The organism is Modestobacter roseus (genome assembly GCF_007994135.1).
GTDB lineage: Bacteria > Actinomycetota > Actinomycetes > Mycobacteriales > Geodermatophilaceae > Modestobacter > Modestobacter roseus.
Genome location: NZ_VLKF01000001.1, coordinates 1,500,072 through 1,516,538, shown reverse-complemented (window position 1 = coordinate 1,516,538; position 16,467 = coordinate 1,500,072). Strand labels below are relative to the sequence as shown.

Here is a 16,467-nt window from a genome sequence, read left to right as displayed (position 1 = left end):
GTGTCCAGTGGCCGTGCCCGCTGCGACCCGAGGAGCTCCCGTGCCACGTCGACGCGTCACCGTCCTGGCCCTCACCGGCCTCACCGCCGGCCTGGTCGTCGGCGCCCCCGCCGGCCCCGCGGTCGCGGACCCGGTGCCCGACCGGCAGCCGCTGGCGGTGGGCACCGGCGGCGCCGTCGCCACGGTCGACCCCGACGCGACCCGGGTCGGCCTGGAGGTGCTCGCCGAGGGCGGCAACGCCGCGGACGCCGCGGTCGCCGCAGCAGCCGCGCTGGGTGTCACCGAGCCCTACTCGGCCGGGATCGGCGGCGGCGGGTTCTTCCTCTACTACGACGCGGCCAGCCGCACGGTCACCTCGATCGACGGCCGGGAGACCGCGCCGCTGGCGATGGGGGCCGACGCGTTCCTCGACGAGGCCGGCGACCCGTTGCCGTTCTCCGAGGCGGTCCGCAGCGGGCTGTCGGTCGGCACCCCCGGCACCGCGCTGACGTGGGCCCGGGCGCTGGAGGAGTTCGGCACGCTCTCGCTGGCGGACGCGCTGCGGGGTGGGACGGAGCTCGCCGAGGACGGCTTCGTCGTCGACGAGACCTTCCGCCAGCAGACCGCGGAGAACCAGGAGAAGTTCGCCACGTTCGCCGCGTCGGCCGACCTCTTCCTGCCCGGCGGCGCGCCCCCGGAGGTCGGCTCGGTGTTCCGCAACCCCGACCTGGCGGAGACCTACCGACTGCTGGCCGACGAGGGGGTCGACGAGCTGTACACCGGCGAGCTGGCCGCCGACGTCGTCCGGACGGCGCAGGACCCACCGGAGGCTGCCGGCGTCGCGCCGGTGCGGGCCGGGCTGCTGACCGAGGAGGACCTGGCGCGCTACGACGCCCCCCGGCGCGAGCCGACCCGGGCGGAGTACCGGGGGCTGGAGGTCTACGGCATGGCGCCGCCGTCCAGCGGCGGGTCGACGGTGGGGGAGGCGCTGGGGATCCTCGACCTGTTCCGGCTCGGCTCGCTGCCCGCCGTCCCGGTGCTGCACCACTACCTCGAGGCGAGCGCGCTGGCCTTCGCCGACCGCAACACCTACGTGGGCGACCCGGCCTACAGCCAGGTGCCGCTGGCGGAGCTGCTGTCCCCGGGGTTCGCCGCCGAGCGGGCCTGCGTCATCGACCCGGCGGCCGCGCTGGCCAAGCCGGTGCCGGCCGGTGTGCCCGACGGCGAGTACGGCCCGTGCCCCGCCGAGGACGCCGGAGCGGGGGAGAGCGGTGCCGAGGGGCCGAGCACCACGCACCTCACCGTCGGGGACGCGGCGGGGAACATCGCCAGCTACACGCTGACCATCGAGCAGACCGGCGGCAGCGGGATCACCGTCCCCGGCCGCGGCTTCCTGCTGAACAACGAGCTCACCGACTTCACCTTCGCCGCCGCCGACCCGACCGTGCCCGAGCCGAACCTGCCCGCCCCCGGCAAGCGGCCGCGCAGCAGCATGGCGCCGACGATCGTGCTGGACGACGGAGAGCCGGTGCTGGCCCTGGGGTCCCCGGGCGGCAGCACGATCATCACCACCGTGCTGCAGACGCTGGTCAACCGGATCGACCGGAACATGGACCTCGCCGAGGCGATCGCCGCCCCGCGCGCGACCCAGCGCAACACCGCGGCGGTCCAGGCGGAGCCGGCGTTCCTCGCCGCCTACGGGGAGGAGCTCGCGGCGCTGGGGCACACGTTCACCGAGAACCCGGAGATCGGCGCGGCGACCGGGATCGAGTACCTGCCCGGTGGGCTGCTGCTCGCCGCTGCGGAGTCCGACCGGCGCGGTGGCGGCAGCGCCGGCGTGGTGCACCCGGTGCCCGGCACCGGGACCACCGACAGTGCTCCGCAGCTGGGCGACGTCGGCTGAGACCCCCGCGACTGTCGGTAGCGGGGTCGTCCCGGAGCGTTCCGGCCCTGCGGCCGGCTGCGCGGACCTGCCGGCCAGCGGTCGACCGCGGCGTCGTGACGCACTAGGACGTGTGGGGGGCGTCACAACGTTGTGAACAGCGCGGCGGCTGCGGCGTCCCGCCCGCCGGGCGCACGCCCGGCGGTCCCCGCCCAGAACGGAGTCCTCATGTCCGGACGTCCTGCTCCGACCCCGTCGTCCTCCCCGCCCGGCGCGCGCCGGCGCGCCGGCCGCACCCGGCTGCCGCTGGTGGCCGCGCTCGGCGCCGGCGTGCTCGTCGCCGGCGTCGTGGCGCCGGCGGTGGCCGCCGCCGGCGGCGAGCACGACGGGCGCGGTGGCGGTCACCACCACGGGAACGCCGGCTGCCGTGACCCGCGCACGACGGTCGAGCCCTTCGGCACCGCACCCGACGGCACCCCGGTGGAACGCTGGACGCTGTGCAACGGGGAGCTGACGATGCGGGTGCTCACCTGGGGCGGGGTCATCCAGAGCCTGGAGTTCCCCGACCGGCACGGCCACGTCGACAACGTCGTGCTCGGCTTCCCGGACGTGGCCGGCTACGCCAGCGACGACGACCCCTACTTCGGCTCGCTCATCGGCCGGTACGGCAACCGGATCGCCGGGGGCTCGTTCCCCCTCGACGGGGAGACCTACCAGCTGCCCCTCAACGACGGCCCGAACACCCTGCACGGCGGGCCCACCGGCTTCGACGACCGGGTCTGGACGGCGACCGACGTCTCCGACCGGAAGACGGCCGCGCTGCAACTGGACCTGGTCAGCGCCGACGGCGACCAGGGCTTCCCGGGCACCCTCACCACGACGGTCACCTACCGGCTGGACGACGAGGGCCGGCTGACCGTGCACTACGCGGCCACCACCGACGCGCCCACGGTGGTCAACCTGACCCAGCACACGTACTGGAACCTGGCCGGGGAGGGCTCCGGGACGATCTACGACCACGAGCTGCAGATCGACGCCAGTGGGTTCACCCCCGTCGACGAGACGCTGATCCCCACCGGCGAGGTCGCCCCGGTGGCGGGCACCCCGTTCGACTTCCGGGAGCCGACCGCCATCGGTGCCCGCATCCGCCAGGCCGACCAGCAGCTGCTGTACGGGCAGGGCTACGACCACAACTGGGCGCTGGACAGGGACGGGAACGGCGCGCGGGAGGGCTCGGACGCCGAGGACGAGCTGGAGCCGGCCGCCGTCCTGCGCGACCCGGAGAGCGGCCGCACGCTGACCATCTCCACCACCGAACCGGGGCTGCAGTTCTACTCGGGCAACTTCCTCGACGGCACGCTGGTGGGCACGGGTGGCACGGTCTACCGGCAGGGTGACGGGCTGGCGCTGGAGACCCAGCACTTCCCGGACTCGCCGAACCAGCCGGGCTTCCTCTCCACGGTCCTGCAGCCGGGCGAGACCTACGACAGCACGACGGTGTTCGAGCTGTCGCACTGATCGGACGGCGGCGGGCCCGGGCACCCGGCGCCCGCCGCCGGCGATCAGGCGAGGGCCTCCCCGGCGGGGTCCGCGGGGACCGGCAGCAGCAGGGCGTCGAGCGGGACCCGGTCCCGAGGCGCCTGTTCCCGAGCGGCCAGCACCTCGGGCAGCTCGGCGGCGGAGTCCCGACGGCCCACCGTCAGCACGACGAGGGGCACGACGGTGGCCGGCAGGTCCAGCAACGCGCTGACCCGGTCGCGGTCGAAGCCGCCGAGCTGGTGGACGGCGAGGCCCTCGTGCTGGGCCTGCACGGTCAGGTGCGCGACCGCCTGACCGGTGTCGTAGGCCGCCCACGGCCGGGGCGCGCCGTCCGGCCCGACGGTCTCGGCCGCCACGACGACGAGCGCGGACGCCGCGTGCGCCCACAGCTGGTTGCCCCGCGCCAGGGCCTCCCGCACGGCGGCGAAGGCGGCCGTGCCGCGACGGGCGACCCCGAACCGCCACGGTTGGCTGTTGTTCGCACTCGGTGCCCACCGGGCGGCTTCGAGCAACGCGGTCAGCTGGTCGTCGAGGAGCTCGTGCCCCGCGTCCCACCCGCGCGGGCTCCAGCGCTCCGCGAGCAGCGGGTGCAGGGGGACGGTGGTGACGGCGGCCTTGCTGACGGTCATGACACCGAGAGCGCCCGTTCGAGGGCCGGGCATTTCGTGCGACCGGTCACCCGCGGCCACCGGTGGGCCCGGGCACCGTGCACCCACGGCCCGTTCCGCCCCTGGAGTGGGCCGTGGGTGCACAGTGCTCCCGCTGCCGACGGGTGAGCTCGTCACATCGAGGGCGCCGGGTGCGGCTCGTGGGGCGCCGGTGCGCCTGCCGGAGCGGCCCGCCGGCGCCGCCGGACCAGGCGGACCAGCTCGCCCACGGCGGTGATCAGCAGTGCGACGCCCACCCCCACGAGCACGCCCATCAGCGGGTCGTGCGCGAAGGTGGCGGCACCGAGAAGCCCGATGAGCACGCCCTGGGCGGTCCAGAGCACGGCCGCGAGCACGGTCGCGGGGGTGAACCGGCTCAGCGGGAAGCCGAGAGCTCCGCAGCCGGTGGTGACCGCCGTCCGGCCACCGGGGACGAAGCGCGCGGTCACGATCAGCTGGCCGCCCCGTTCGTCCAGTGCCCGGCGGACCCGGGGCAGCCGATCGGGGTCGGCCGCCATCCGTCGTCGCAGCACCAGCCGGCCCAGGCCGTAGCCGAGGTGGTCGCCGACGACCGCGCCGAGCGCGGCCGCGACGGTCACCAGCCAGAGCAGGGGCGTGCCGGTGGTGACCGCGTACACGGTGGCCCCGATGACCAGCGTCTCGCTGGGCAGCAGCGGCAGGACGGAGTCCAGGGCGGTGAACACGAACACCGCGAGGTAGACCCAGGGCGACAGCAGCGAGGTCTCGACCAGGTCGGCCAGCCAGGTCATCGCGGTGTTCCCTCGACCGCCGCGGCAGCAGCCGGCCGCCCGTGCGAGCCCGGGGCGGACAGCGCGGTGGCGGCCAGCAGCGCCGTCCCCACGACGGCGACCAGCAGGACCCGCTCGACCAGCCCGACCCCCGCCACCGCGGTGTCGCCGGTGAGCACCACGGGCAGGTGCATCGCCAGGAAGACCGCGCCGGTGCCGAGCACGGCGGCCATGGCTCTCCGCAGCGCCCGGGCGGTACGCGGCTCCGCGAGCCCGGCCGCGACCTGCCCGAGCGCCACCGGCACCAGCATGGCGATCGCGGCGGCCGCCTGGTGCGCCCGTCCGGCCGGCGTCGTGCCGACCCCGGGGAGGTCGGTGGGGAACACGGCGACGGCGGCCAGCCCGGTGACCCACAGGGCGAGCAGCCCGAGGACCAGTGCGCGCGGCGACCCGGGCGGCAGCGCCCGGCGGGCCGCGACCGCGGTGCCGAGGGCCACCAGCCCCAGCCCGGCCAGGCAGAGGGTGAGCCACGCGCCGCCGGACGGGCGGTGCACGGCGTCGCTGAGCATCCCGTCGACCACGTCGCCGCCGACCACGCAGGTGCCCGCCCCGGCCAGCGCGGCCACGACGACGCCGCCGTGCACCACCGGCAGCCCGGCCGGCGCCCGCACCCCGGCGCCGAGCCGGTCGTCTGGCGGCGCAGTGGGTGGCGAGGCGACCGTCGTCGCCGGCCCGGTCACGCCACGGCCAGGGGCGCGGGCCGGGCGTCGCCGGCGGAGTGGCTGCGCAGGCAGGCGTCGTAGAGGCCGGTGAACGCGGCGAGCGTGGCACCCAGGTCGTGCCCGGCGGCGACGGCGCGGGCCCGCCGGCCCATCCGCGCGGCGCCCGCCGGGTCGTCCAGCAGGGCGGCCAGCCGGCCGGCCAGCGCCGGCACGTCGCCGTGCCGGTAGAGCCAGCCGGTCTCCCCGTGCCGCACCAGGTGCGGGAGGGCCCCGGCGTCCACGGCCAGGACCGGCAGCCCCGTGGCCATCGCCTCCAGGGTCACCAGGCTCTGCAGCTCCGCGGTGCCGGCCATCCCGAGGACGTCCGCGGCCGCATAGGCCTCGGGCAGCTCGGCGTCGGCGAGCAGGCCGGTGAACGTCACCGAGTCGGCCACGCCCAGCCGGGCGGCGAGCGCCTCGAGCCGGCCGCGCTCCTGGCCGTCGCCCACGACGAGGAGGTGCACGTCCCACCGGGCCCGGACCAGGGCGAGCGCCTCGACGAGCTCGTGCACGTTCTTCTCCGGGTCCAGCCGCCCGACGTGCGCCAGCACCGGGCCGGAGGGCAGGCCGTGGGCGGCGCGGAACCGGCCGCCCGGACGGTCGGGGGTGAAGCGGTCCAGGTCGAGCCCGCAGGAGATCGGCAGCACCGGGCCGGGCACGCCCGCCGACTCGGCCAGCGCCGCGGCGAACGGGGTGGGGCTGGTGACCACGTCGGCGAGGGACAGCACCCGGGCGGCGTCCCGCCACGCCCAGCCGTGCGCCCGGCGGCGCACCGCCGCACCGCCGGGCAGGTAGTGCAGCAGGTTCTCCGGCATGAAGTGGTTGGTGGCCACCACCGGGATGCCCAGCTCGCGCGCTGCCCGGACGGCCGCCCGGCCGACCAGGAAGTGGCTCTGCACGTGCACGACGTCCGGCCGCACCGTGGTCAGCACTGCACGCACCCGGCGCTGCAGCCCGGCGGGCGGGCACACCCGGAAGCCCCGGCGGACCACCACCGGCAGCGAGCGCACCCGGTGCTCGGTCAGGCCACCGGGCGCGGGGGCGGAGGTCGTGTGCCGGCTCCGGGACGGGGCGAGCACGTGCACCTCGTGCTCGGCGGCCAGGCCCGCGGCCAGCCGCTGGGCGAAGTAGGAGGCCCCGTTGACGTCCGGGGCGTAGGTGTCGGCGGCGATCAGGATCTTCACGGGAGAGCTCCTCGGGTCCGGTGGGTGAGCGTCTTCTTGACGACGAGCGAGACGGTGAGCAGGACGGCGCCCAGGGCCGCGCTGACTGCGACGGCGGCGCCGGGGGTGTCCACGAGGGCGGCGACGTGCTGTCCGGCGAGCACGCCGAGGGCCACGAGCACGGCGGCCCGGACGGCGCTGGTGAGGGCGATCCAGGCCAGGAAGCGGCGGTAGCGGACCCCGGCCAGGCCGGCGGCCAGGAACGCGGGGACCGCGCCCAGGTCGACCAGCTTCGCGCCGACGACCACCCGGGGCAGGTGGCGGCCGACGCGGTCCCGCAGCCGGTCGGCGCGGTCCGCGGAGAGACCGAACCGGGCCAGCAGCGGTGCCACCCGGGGGTGCCGCCCGTACCGGCCGAGCAGGAACAGCAGGCTGTCGCTGACGACGTCGGCGCAGACCGCGAGCACCCACACGGGGACCAGGGACAGCACCCCCGTGGCGACCAGCGAGCCGGCGGCCACCGTGGTGATCGGCCCCTCCAGCAGCATCAGCGCGGCGAGCGTGAGGTGGAGCTGCACGGGTCCGCGCCTCCCGGGTGCGCCCCGGGGGAGGGGCGGGTCCACCGCCGGACCGTCCGGCGGTGGCGAGACCGTAGGAAGGGGCTGGCCGGGCGGACATCGACCGGCGGAGCCGTTCGGACCGCTACTCCGGTAGGGGGTCTGCCCGTTCCCCAGGGGGACGACGGCAGCGCGGCGAGGCCCTAGCGTTCCCGGCAGGCCGCGCGGCAGGGTGCCGCGGAGCAGCGGCGGGTGCGGGGACGGTGGACGTGAGGGCGCAGGACGGCAACGCCCCGGCGAGGTCCTGGACGGCGGGCACGGCGATCGCCGGGACCCTCTTGGTGCTCCTGCAGCTGCCCACCACCACGGGCACCTACGGGCTGCCGATGGCCGCCGCGCTGCCGATCCACCTGATGCAGGGCCTCGCGCTCCCGCTGGCGTTGCGCCGTCCGCTGCTCGCCACCGCCGTCCAGTTCGTGGCGGCGGCGGCCACCGCCCTGGCGGTCGACCCCGTGGACGGGCAGGCCTGGCCGCTCACCGTCCCCGGTGTCCTGCTGCTCGTGGCGCACGTCGGACTGCTGGCGGTCTCCCGCGGCTGGCGGCTCGCTGCCCTGGTCTGGGGTGCCTCGCTCGTGGGCCTGGCCTGCCTGATGGGCGTCCAGGTGGGGGAGTGGGGCAGCGAGACCGCCAGCGACATCACCGTCGCGGTCTACGCGGTCAGCGCGCTGCTGGTGCTCGTCACCGGCGCCGTCTGGCGGCAACGGGCCGTGCTGAGCGGCGAGCTGTCGGCGGCCCAGCGGGACGTGGCGGTGGCGCAGGCCCGGCGGGCACTGGTCGAGGAGCGCACCCGGATCGCCCGCGAGCTGCACGACGTGGTGGCCCACACCATGTCGGTGGTGCACATGCAGGCCAGCACGGCGCGGTTCCGGCTGCCCGACCTCGACCCGGCGGCGGCCGCCGAGCTGCAGCAGATCGCCGGGGCCGCGAAGGAGGCCATGGCGGAGATGCGCCAGCTGCTCGGGGTGCTGCGGGACGACGGGGGCGACGCTCCGCGCACCCCGACCGCCACGCTGGCCGAGCTGCCGGAGCTGGTCGCCGGGACCGCGCGCGCGGGGACGGCGGCCCGGCTGGCCGTCGACCCCGCGGTGGCGGCCGCAGGAGTACCGGACATCGTGCAGGCCGCGGCCTACCGGGTGGTGCAGGAGGCGCTGAGCAACGTGCTCCGGCACGCCCCGGGGGCGCCGGCGGCCGTCGACGTCCGGCTGGCGCCGGAGGGGCCGGCCCTGGAGCTGACGGTCACCAACCCGCCGCCGGCCGGCCCCGCCCCGGCGACCGACCCGCGGGACGTCGCCCGGGCGCACCACGGGCTGATCGGCATCCGCGAGCGCGCGGCGCTGCTGGGTGGCTGGTCCAGCGCCGGCCCGGTTTCCGGCGGCGGCTGGCAGGTGGGCGCCCACCTGCCGTGGACACCGGCCGGCCCCGCCCCGGCGGACCCACCGGGATCCGGCGTCCCGGCCGAGGCGGGAGGTGCCCGGTGATCCGGGTGCTGGTGGTGGACGACCAGGCGATGATCCGCCTCGGCATCCGCTCGATCATCGACGCCCAGGAGGACATGACCGTCGTCGGCGAGGCCGAGAACGGCGAGCGGGCGGTCGCATCAGCCCGCAGCGCCCGTCCCGACGTCGTCCTGATGGACGTGCGGATGCCCGTGCTGGACGGGCTGGCGGCCACCCGCCGGATGCTGGACCCGGCACAGCCGGGCAGCCACCGCCCCAAGGTCGTCGTGCTGACCACCTTCGACCTGGACGACTACGTCTACGAGTCGCTGCGGGCCGGGGCCAGCGGGTTCCTGCTCAAGGACAGCGAGCCCGAGGAGGTGCTGCGGGCGATCCGCGTCGTCGCCGGCGGTGAGGCGCTGCTGGCCCCGGGCGTGACGCGCCGGCTGATCGAGCAGTTCGTCGACGCCCGCCCGGCGTCCCGCGCACCGGACCCGGCGCTGAACGGCCTGACCGACCGGGAACGGGAGGTGCTCGCCCTGATGACGGCCGGGCGGTCCAACGCCGAGATCGCGTCCACGCTGTTCATCGCGGAGCAGACCACCAAGAGCCACGTCAGCAAGGTGCTGCAGAAGCTGCACCTGCGGGACCGGGTGCAGGCGGTGGTGTACGGCTACGAGAACGGGCTGGTCCGGCCGGGCAGCGGCGGCTGATGCGCGGACGCCCCGGCCCGCACGTGGCGGACCGGGGCGTCAGCGAGGTCGATCAGCGCAGGTCGATCAGCGCAGGTCGTACCGGTCGAGCTCCATGACCTTGACCCAGGCGGCGGCGAAGTCCCGGGCGAACTCCTCCTGCATGTCGTCACCCGAGTAGACCTCGACGATGCCCCGCAGGATGGAGTTGGAGTTGAGCACCAGGTCGACCGCGGTCGCCGTGCGGACGACGTTCCCGTCGGCGTCCAGGCCCTCGTACACGTCCTCGTCCTGCACCGAGGTGCGCCACTGGACGCCCAGGTCCAGCAGGTTGCGGAAGAAGTCCTGGGACAGGACGCCCGGCCGGTCGGTGAAGACGCCGTGCTGCACGCCACCGGTGTTGGCCCCGAGCACCCGCAGGCCGCCCAGGAGCACGACCATCTCCTTCGCGGTCAGCTCGAGCATGTAGGCGCGGTCGATCAGCAGCGTCTCCGGCTCGAGCTTCGCCCCCGGCTGCAGGTAGTTGCGGAAGCCGTCGGCCCGCGGCTCCAGCCAGCGGAAGTTCTCGACGTCCGTCTGCTCCTGGCTGGCGTCGGTGCGACCCGGGGAGAACGGCACGGTGAGCTGCACGCCGGCGTCGGCCGCGGCCTTCTCCACCGCCGCGGTGCCACCGAGCACGATCAGGTCCGCCAGCGACACCCGCTTGCCGGTCTGCGACTCGAAGTCGCTCTTCACCTGCTCCAGCACCGGCAGCACGTCGGTGACGCCCTGGTTCGCCGCCCAGCCGATCTGCGGCTCCAGGCGGAGCCGCGCGCCGTTGGCCCCACCGCGCTTGTCGGTGCCGCGGTAGGACGCCGCCGCCGACCAGGAGGTGTGCACCAGCTGCGAGACGGTCAGCCCGGAGGCGAGCAGGCGCGCCTTGAGGTCGGCGATCTCCGCCTCACCCACGAGCTCGTGGTCGACGGCCGGCACCGGGTCCTGCCAGATGAGGTCCTCGGCCGGCACGTCCGGGCCGACGTAGCGGCTCTTCGGGCCCATGTCGCGGTGCAGCAGCTTGAACCACGCCCGGGCGTAGGCGTCGGCGAAGTACTCCGGGTCGTTGTAGAACCGCTCGGAGATCTCGCGGAAGCCGGGGTCGGCCATGAGGGCGAGGTCGGTGGTCGCCATCATCGGGGCGTTCTTCTTGCCCTCGATGTGCGCGTCCGGCACGAGCTCCTGCGCCTCGGGGTTCTTCGGCTTCCACTGCTTGGCGCCGGCCGGGCTCTCGGTGAGCTCCCAGTCGTAGCTGAACAGCATCTCGAAGTAGGTGTTGTCCCACGTCGTGGGCGTGGGCGTCCACGCGCCCTCGAGGCCGCTGGTGATCGTGTCGGCGCCCTTGCCGGTGCCGTACTGGCTGACCCAGCCGATGCCGTTGCCGTGCACCGGGCAGCCCTCGGGCTCCGGGCCGACCAGCTCGGGGTTGCCCGCGCCGTGCGTCTTGCCGAAGGTGTGGCCGCCGGCGATCAGCGCGACGGTCTCCTCGTCGTTCATCCCCATCCGGCTGAAGGTGACGCGGATGTCGTGGGCGGAGGCCAGCGGGTCCGGCTTGCCCTGCGGGCCCTCCGGGTTGACGTAGATCAGGCCCATGGTGACGGCGGCGAGGTGGCCGTCGTCCAGGTCCAGCGGGGCGTCGTCGGCGTAGCGCTCGTCGCCGAGCCAGGTGTCCTCCGGCCCCCAGAAGACCTCCTGGGGCTGCCAGGTGTCGGCGCGGCCGAAGGCGAAGCCGAAGGTCTTCAGCCCCATGTCGTCGTGCGCGACGTTGCCGGCGAGGACCAGCAGGTCGGCCCAGGAGAGCTTGCGCCCGTACTTCTGCTTGACCGGCAGGAGCAGCCGGCGGGCCTTGTCCAGGTTGGCGTTGTCCGGCCAGCTGTTCAACGGGGCGAAGCGCTGCCCGCCCTCGCCACCGCCACCGCGGCCGTCGGCGATGCGGTAGGTGCCCGCGGCGTGCCAGGACATCCGGATGAACAGCGGGCCGTAGTGGCCCCAGTCCGCCGGCCACCAGTCCTGCGAGGTGCGCATGACCTCGACGACGTCGCGCTTGACCGCCTCGACGTCGAGCGTGGCCACGGCGGCCTTGTAGTCGAAGTCGGCGCCGACCGGGTCGGAGTCCCGGGAGGTCTTGTTCAGCACCTGGACGTCGACCTGGTTGGGCCACCAGTCGCGGGTGCTGCGCGGGCGACCGCTGGTCACCTGCTCCGGCGCCTTGATCGCCGGGTTCTCGCTCTCGCTGGTGCTCTCCGACTGCGTCTTGGCGACCTCGGTCTGGTCGTAGTCGGCCGTGCTGACCTCGGACTTGTCGTGCTCTGTCACGGGTTGCCTCTCTCTGCGGGACGGTCGGTGGTGGGCAGGAGGGCCGGTGCGGTGGCGCAGGACCCGCACCGGCCCCAGAAGACGACCTCGGCCTCGTCGACGACGAAGCCGGCGTCGTCGGACGGGGTGAGGCAGGGTGCGGCGCCGACCGTGCAGTCGACGTCGACGATCGAGCCGCATTCCCGGCAGACCAGGTGGTGGTGGTTGTCGCCGACGCGGGCCTCGTAGCGGGCCACCGAGCCCTGCGGCTGGATCCGGCGGACGAGACCGGCGTCGGTGAGCGCGCGCAGCACGTCGTAGACCGCCTGGTGCGAGACGGCGCCCAGGCTGGCGCGGGCGGCCGCGATCAGCGCCTCGGTGTCCACGTGGGGGTGGGCGTGCACGGCGTCGAGGACCGCCAGCCGGGGCCGGGTGACCCGCAGGCCCGCGCTCCGCAGCAGTCGTTCGAGGGAGGCGGCGTCCGGCACGTCATGAGCTTCCCGGCTCTTCTTGACCGAGTCAAGACGGCCGGTGGGATGCGCAGGTCCGGCCGGTCAGCCCGCGGCCCCGAACTCCGCGATCTGCCAGGGCTCGTCGGCCCAGGGGCGGCGACTGTGCTCGACGACCAGCCGGCCGGGCCGGGCGTCGAGGGTCTCGGCGAACACGGTGCCGTAGACCCGGCCGTCCCGTTCGTGCCGGACCACGAGCGCCGAGGGATCGTCGGCCGGCGGCCGGCCGCGCAGCAGCCCGCGCCAGGCGCCGGGGGAGTCCAGCGCCGCGAAGTCGGCCAGCCACCGGTCGGCCTTGCGGTCCTCGGGGCCGCCGGAGGTCAGCAGGTGGGTGCCCTCGGGGTGCTCGGTCCGGACGAGCCGGTCCCCGTCGAAGTCCCAGCTGGTGAGCCGGTCGGGGTCGACCAGCACGAGGAGGAAGCCCGCCATGCCGGCGAGCCGGACGTGCGCGGTCCAGTCCGGACCGCGGGTGGCGCCCAGCAGCGGCAGCATCCCCCGGCTCGGTGCCCCGGGCGCGGCCGGCCGGTCGTGGTGCCGGTTCAACACCAGGGCGGTCCGGCCGGTGCCGACGGAGGTGGCGCACCAGGTGCCCCCGGCGACGTGGTCCCGGCCGCCGACGACGTCGGGGAACTGCGGCCACCACCGGCCGGGGTCGTCGAACCCGCGCGTCGTCACCTCGTCGCGGACCGCGAGGACCGCCGCCGGCCGGCCCGCGGACCGGCGCACCACCACCGTGCACACGCCGACATCCTGTCGTGCCGGCCACCCGGACGGCGGCGCGGCACGGTCACCGAGGTCAGGCCCGGGTGGTCCTGGCCTCCTCGTGGGCCCGGCAGCAGCAGACGGCGCCCGTCGTGCTGCAGGCCGCCGCCGACTGGTGCCGGTAGGCGGCGACCTTCCCGGTCGCGGCGCGCGCGGCCGGTGCGGTCGACGTGGTGGCGTCGTACACCACTCGGCCGCCGATCAGCGTGCCGATGACCTCCAGGCCGGTGATCTCCTCCGCCGTGCGGGCCCGGAGGACGTCCCCGCTGAGGATCGTCACGTCACCGACGTACCCCCGGCGCAGCTGGCCCTTCCAGTCCTCGGCGTGGTCCTGCCACGCCGGCGTGGCGGTGTAGGAGCGCAGGGCCTCCTCCATGGTGATGGCCTGCTCGATGCCACCGACCTTGCCGTCGAAACCCTGCCGCGTCACCGCCCCCGCGACACCGATGAGCCAGTCGGGTGTCACGACGGCGGCGTCGGACGCGCTCGACGCCCGGACACCGTTGTCCAGAGCCGTGCGGAAGGGCCACTGGTAGTCGACCCGCTCGGGTCCGATGGTCGTGTCGAAGAACCGGCTGTAGACCTGCTTGATGGTCGGGTTGAAGCTGACCCCGACGTCGTTCCTGGCCATCGTCCGCAGGGTCCCGGGCGGGGTGAGGTCCCCGTGGATGACGTAGTGGCGGAGCTGGTTCGTCCGCGTCGCCAGGTAGCCGGAGACGACGGCGTCGATGGCCGCGTCGCCGGTGGCGTGGGTGCCGACCTGGAAGCCCTTCCGCGCGGCGAGCGCGATGACGGCGTGCAGTGCGGCCAGCCGCTCGGCGTCGTCGGCCCCCGCGGTGAGCAGGTGACCGTTGCCGCCGTCGAGGAACGGCTCGTGCAGCCACGAGGTCTGGGCGTCGGTGGGGACGCCGTCGGCGAGCACCTTCACCTCGCCGACACGCAGCATCCGCGGGTCGACGTCCCCCATCGGCCCGAGGCCGGCCAGCGTCTCCTCGAGCGCGGCGGCGGTCCCGCCGGCCCGGAGCATGAGGTTGATGCGCAGGTCCAGGGAGCCGTCGAGGATCTTCCCCCGGTAGAGGTCCACCTGGTCGAGGCCGACGCCGGGGTCGGTGAGGCTGGTGATGCCGAGGGAGTGCAGCACCGAGGCAGCGAAGTCCATCGCCTCCGACACCTCGGCCGGCGTGTACGGCGGGATCGCGGCCATCACGAGCCCGGACGCGGCCTCGCGGAGGATGCCGGTGGGCTCCCCGGTGGCGTCCTTCTCGATGATGCCGCCCGGTGGCGGGACGGTGTCCCGGGTGATGCCCGCCAGCTGCAGTGCCCTGGAGTTCACGGCGAGCGCGTGGTGCGAGATGTCGGACATGTAGACGGGGTGGTCGCCCGACACGGGGTCGAGCACGTCGCGGGTCGGGAGGCGGTCCAGCCGGGTGCCGTCCCACTGGCTGGCCCGGATCCACGAGTCGGGTGCCGGGGCCTCCTGGACGGCCTGCGCGATGACCGCGGCGATCTCCGCGGCCGTCGACCTCGCGACGTCGTAGCTGTAAATGCGCGGGCCCTCGAACCCGAAGTTGCTCGCCTCGAAGCCGAACCCGTTGAAGTGCAGGTGGCCGTCGTTGATGCCCGGTAGGACCGTGCCGCCACCGGCGTCCACCACCGCCGTCCGGCGCCCGGTGAACCGGCCGATCTCGCGGTTGGTGCCGACGGCGACGACCCGGCCGTCCGCGATGGCGAGTGCCTGGGCCCGGCTGCCCCGCCGGTCCATGGTCAGGACCTTGCCGTTGACCACCACCGTGTCCGCTCCCCAGGAGCGCGGATGGGCGTGGGCAGGTGTGGCGGTGCTCGTGGCGACGCCGGTCGCTGCGACGACGCTGGCGGCGATCTTGAGGGCGCTCCGGCGGCTGATCTGGTGTTCGGTCACTGGTCACTCGCATCCGTTGTCCGTGCGGTGTCGCCCACGTGGTGGCTGGGAGTCCTCCCAGCCGCTACGTTCCTGCTGGCGTGGTGCACGTGTTGGTACTGGACGGCTGCCCCCACCGGGCCGGACAGTGCCGCTGGGGCCGAGAGCAGTGCCGTCGCGGTCAAGCCATCGGAGGTCAACGGCGACCATGGGTGCGGACCGACGGCGCAGCCGGGTGCTCGAGGGCTATCTCGACACCCGCCGCGCCCCCGCTCGGCCGGCCCGGGACGCCGTCCTCGTCCGCTGCCAGGCGGACGTCACCGTGGCGCGCTCGTGGCGGCTCCGGGACGTCGACTGCTGCCTGATCGAGGGCGCCGACGTCGACGTCGTGCCCTACCGGCGGAACGCGGTCCCGCGGCCGGGCGCCGACGAACGGGGGATCGCGCTGGGCTTCGTCGCCGCCGGCTCCATGCAGATCACCCAGGACCGGCACTCGGTGACCCTGCGGCGCGGACAGGTCGGCCTGTACGACGGCCTGACGCCCTTCGCCCTCCACTCGGAAGTCCCGCACCGCTACCTGGTGGCCCATCTCCGGCGCCAGGTCGTGCGGCTCCGCCCCGAGGACCGCGACTCCCTGATGGCCCGCGACCTGTCCGCCTTCGTCGGCGCGGCCGCCCTCGGTGCGCTGCTGGCCACGGTGGTCGAGGTGGGCGAGGACCCGATGCCCGCGGCCGGCCAGCACCTGGGGGACGCGATCCTCGCGTGCGTGCTCGCGATCGTCGCCGAGTCGCGTGGACCTGCGGTGGGGGAGCGGTCCAGCCTGCTCTTCGGGGAACTGGCCGACTGGCTGGACGCGCACCTGCCCGACGACCTCTCCACCGAGAGGCTGGCTGCCGAGCACTTCCTGTCCGCCCGCTACGTCCGCAAGCTCTTCGCCGATCACGGGACGACGGTCACCGCCCACATCCGCGACCGGCGGCTCGAGCGGATCCGGGACGAGCTGCTGGCGCCCTGGAACGCCGACGTCCCGGTGTCGGCCATCGCGGCCCGGTGGGGCATGCGCGACCCCAGCGCCTTCTCGCGCGCGTTCACCCGGCAGTTCGGCGAGGCGCCGGCCGGCTTCCGCAGCAGGGCGGTGCGGCGGCCCCGGGACCCCGCCGGCTGATCGGGCGTCAGCGGAAGCGGGCTCCGGTGATCCGCGCGCGGGAGAACCCGCCCTCGGCCGCACGTGCGGTGCCCCACCGCTGCATGCCCACCCCCAGCAGCCGGCCGTCCGCGGCGACGGGCAGCTCCGCCGTCTCCTCCTCGCCGTCGACGGTCCAGGTCATCCGCGCGGCGCCCCGGGCCGGCGGCCCCAGCGGAACCAGGCGAGTGGCCCGACCCAGTTGATCGCGATCACCGCGGCCCAGCGGGCCTTGCTGCCGTTCACCTGGTCGGCCGGCCGGGTGGCCAGGTCGGCCCAGGCGGTCGTGGCCAGGGAGAGCTGCACCGAGCCCAGCGTCAGCA

Annotated in this window: 16 protein-coding genes; 5 read left to right on the top strand and 11 right to left on the bottom strand. The window is 75.2% G+C overall.

Annotated features, from left to right (window positions below; genetic code table 11):
• The first annotated feature begins 40 nt into the window (after window positions 1-40).
• Complete coding sequence (ggt, locus tag JD78_RS07245; protein ID WP_153360880.1) at window positions 41-1,882, top strand: gamma-glutamyltransferase; 1,842 nt, start codon at window positions 41-43, stop codon at window positions 1,880-1,882.
• A 207-nt stretch (window positions 1,883-2,089) separates the two neighbouring features.
• Window positions 2,090-3,379 (top strand): aldose epimerase family protein, encoded by a 1,290-nt coding sequence (locus JD78_RS07240; RefSeq protein ID WP_153360881.1) that lies wholly within the window; start codon window positions 2,090-2,092, stop codon window positions 3,377-3,379.
• A 44-nt stretch (window positions 3,380-3,423) separates the two neighbouring features.
• On the opposite strand, the gene JD78_RS07235 is transcribed toward JD78_RS07240, so the two are convergent.
• The 5 genes from JD78_RS07235 to JD78_RS07215 form a co-directional block, all read right to left on the bottom strand.
• A complete protein-coding gene (locus JD78_RS07235; protein ID WP_153360882.1) occupies window positions 3,424-4,029 on the bottom strand; it encodes a nitroreductase family protein in 606 nt (201 codons plus the stop codon).
• A 152-nt stretch (window positions 4,030-4,181) separates the two neighbouring features.
• Entirely contained in the window at window positions 4,182-4,817 is a 636-nt protein-coding gene (locus JD78_RS07230; protein WP_153360883.1) for a DedA family protein, read from the bottom strand.
• On the bottom strand, window positions 4,814-5,536 hold the full coding sequence (locus JD78_RS07225) for a DUF998 domain-containing protein (protein WP_166521051.1): 723 nt from the start codon (window positions 5,534-5,536) through the stop codon (window positions 4,814-4,816). The genes JD78_RS07230 and JD78_RS07225 overlap by 4 nt, the downstream gene beginning before the upstream one ends.
• Entirely contained in the window at window positions 5,533-6,741 is a 1,209-nt protein-coding gene (locus JD78_RS07220; protein WP_208104025.1) for a glycosyltransferase, read from the bottom strand. Before JD78_RS07220 ends, JD78_RS07225 begins: the two co-directional genes overlap by 4 nt.
• On the bottom strand, window positions 6,738-7,298 hold the full coding sequence (locus tag JD78_RS07215; RefSeq protein ID WP_153360885.1) for a DedA family protein: 561 nt from the start codon (window positions 7,296-7,298) through the stop codon (window positions 6,738-6,740). The genes JD78_RS07220 and JD78_RS07215 overlap by 4 nt, the downstream gene beginning before the upstream one ends.
• A gap of 248 nt (window positions 7,299-7,546) precedes the next feature.
• Here JD78_RS07215 and JD78_RS07210 point away from each other — a divergent pair, with 248 nt between their 5' ends.
• Window positions 7,547-8,815: a sensor histidine kinase gene (locus JD78_RS07210; protein WP_153360886.1), complete on the top strand. Its 1,269-nt coding sequence runs from the start codon at window positions 7,547-7,549 to the stop codon at window positions 8,813-8,815.
• Window positions 8,812-9,486 carry a response regulator gene (locus JD78_RS07205; protein ID WP_153360887.1) on the top strand — a complete coding sequence of 225 codons (675 nt, stop codon included), beginning with the start codon at window positions 8,812-8,814 and terminating at the stop codon, window positions 9,484-9,486. Before JD78_RS07210 ends, JD78_RS07205 begins: the two co-directional genes overlap by 4 nt.
• Before the next feature lie 66 nt (window positions 9,487-9,552).
• On the opposite strand, the gene katG is transcribed toward JD78_RS07205, so the two are convergent.
• The 4 genes from katG to JD78_RS07185 form a co-directional block, all read right to left on the bottom strand.
• Window positions 9,553-11,814 carry a catalase/peroxidase HPI gene (gene katG / locus JD78_RS07200; protein WP_153360888.1) on the bottom strand — a complete coding sequence of 754 codons (2,262 nt, stop codon included), beginning with the start codon at window positions 11,812-11,814 and terminating at the stop codon, window positions 9,553-9,555.
• Entirely contained in the window at window positions 11,811-12,281 is a 471-nt protein-coding gene (locus tag JD78_RS07195) for a Fur family transcriptional regulator (RefSeq protein ID WP_153360889.1), read from the bottom strand. Before JD78_RS07195 ends, katG begins: the two co-directional genes overlap by 4 nt.
• Window positions 12,282-12,347: 66 nt before the next feature.
• Entirely contained in the window at window positions 12,348-13,043 is a 696-nt protein-coding gene (locus JD78_RS07190; protein WP_228395206.1) for an NRDE family protein, read from the bottom strand.
• A 55-nt stretch (window positions 13,044-13,098) separates the two neighbouring features.
• Entirely contained in the window at window positions 13,099-14,982 is a 1,884-nt protein-coding gene (locus JD78_RS07185; protein ID WP_166521050.1) for an amidohydrolase, read from the bottom strand.
• Between the two features lie 187 nt (window positions 14,983-15,169).
• On the opposite strand from JD78_RS07185, the gene JD78_RS07180 reads away from it, so the two are divergent.
• The gene (locus JD78_RS07180; RefSeq protein WP_166521049.1) at window positions 15,170-16,126 is read left to right on the top strand and encodes an AraC family transcriptional regulator; all 957 of its coding nucleotides are present in this window, start codon (window positions 15,170-15,172) and stop codon (window positions 16,124-16,126) included.
• Between the two features lie 7 nt (window positions 16,127-16,133).
• On the opposite strand, the gene JD78_RS07175 is transcribed toward JD78_RS07180, so the two are convergent.
• Complete coding sequence (locus JD78_RS07175; RefSeq protein ID WP_153360892.1) at window positions 16,134-16,289, bottom strand: hypothetical protein; 156 nt, start codon at window positions 16,287-16,289, stop codon at window positions 16,134-16,136.
• Entirely contained in the window at window positions 16,286-16,450 is a 165-nt protein-coding gene (locus JD78_RS07170; protein ID WP_208104024.1) for a PLDc N-terminal domain-containing protein, read from the bottom strand. Before JD78_RS07170 ends, JD78_RS07175 begins: the two co-directional genes overlap by 4 nt.
• Window positions 16,451-16,467 lie beyond the last annotated feature (17 nt).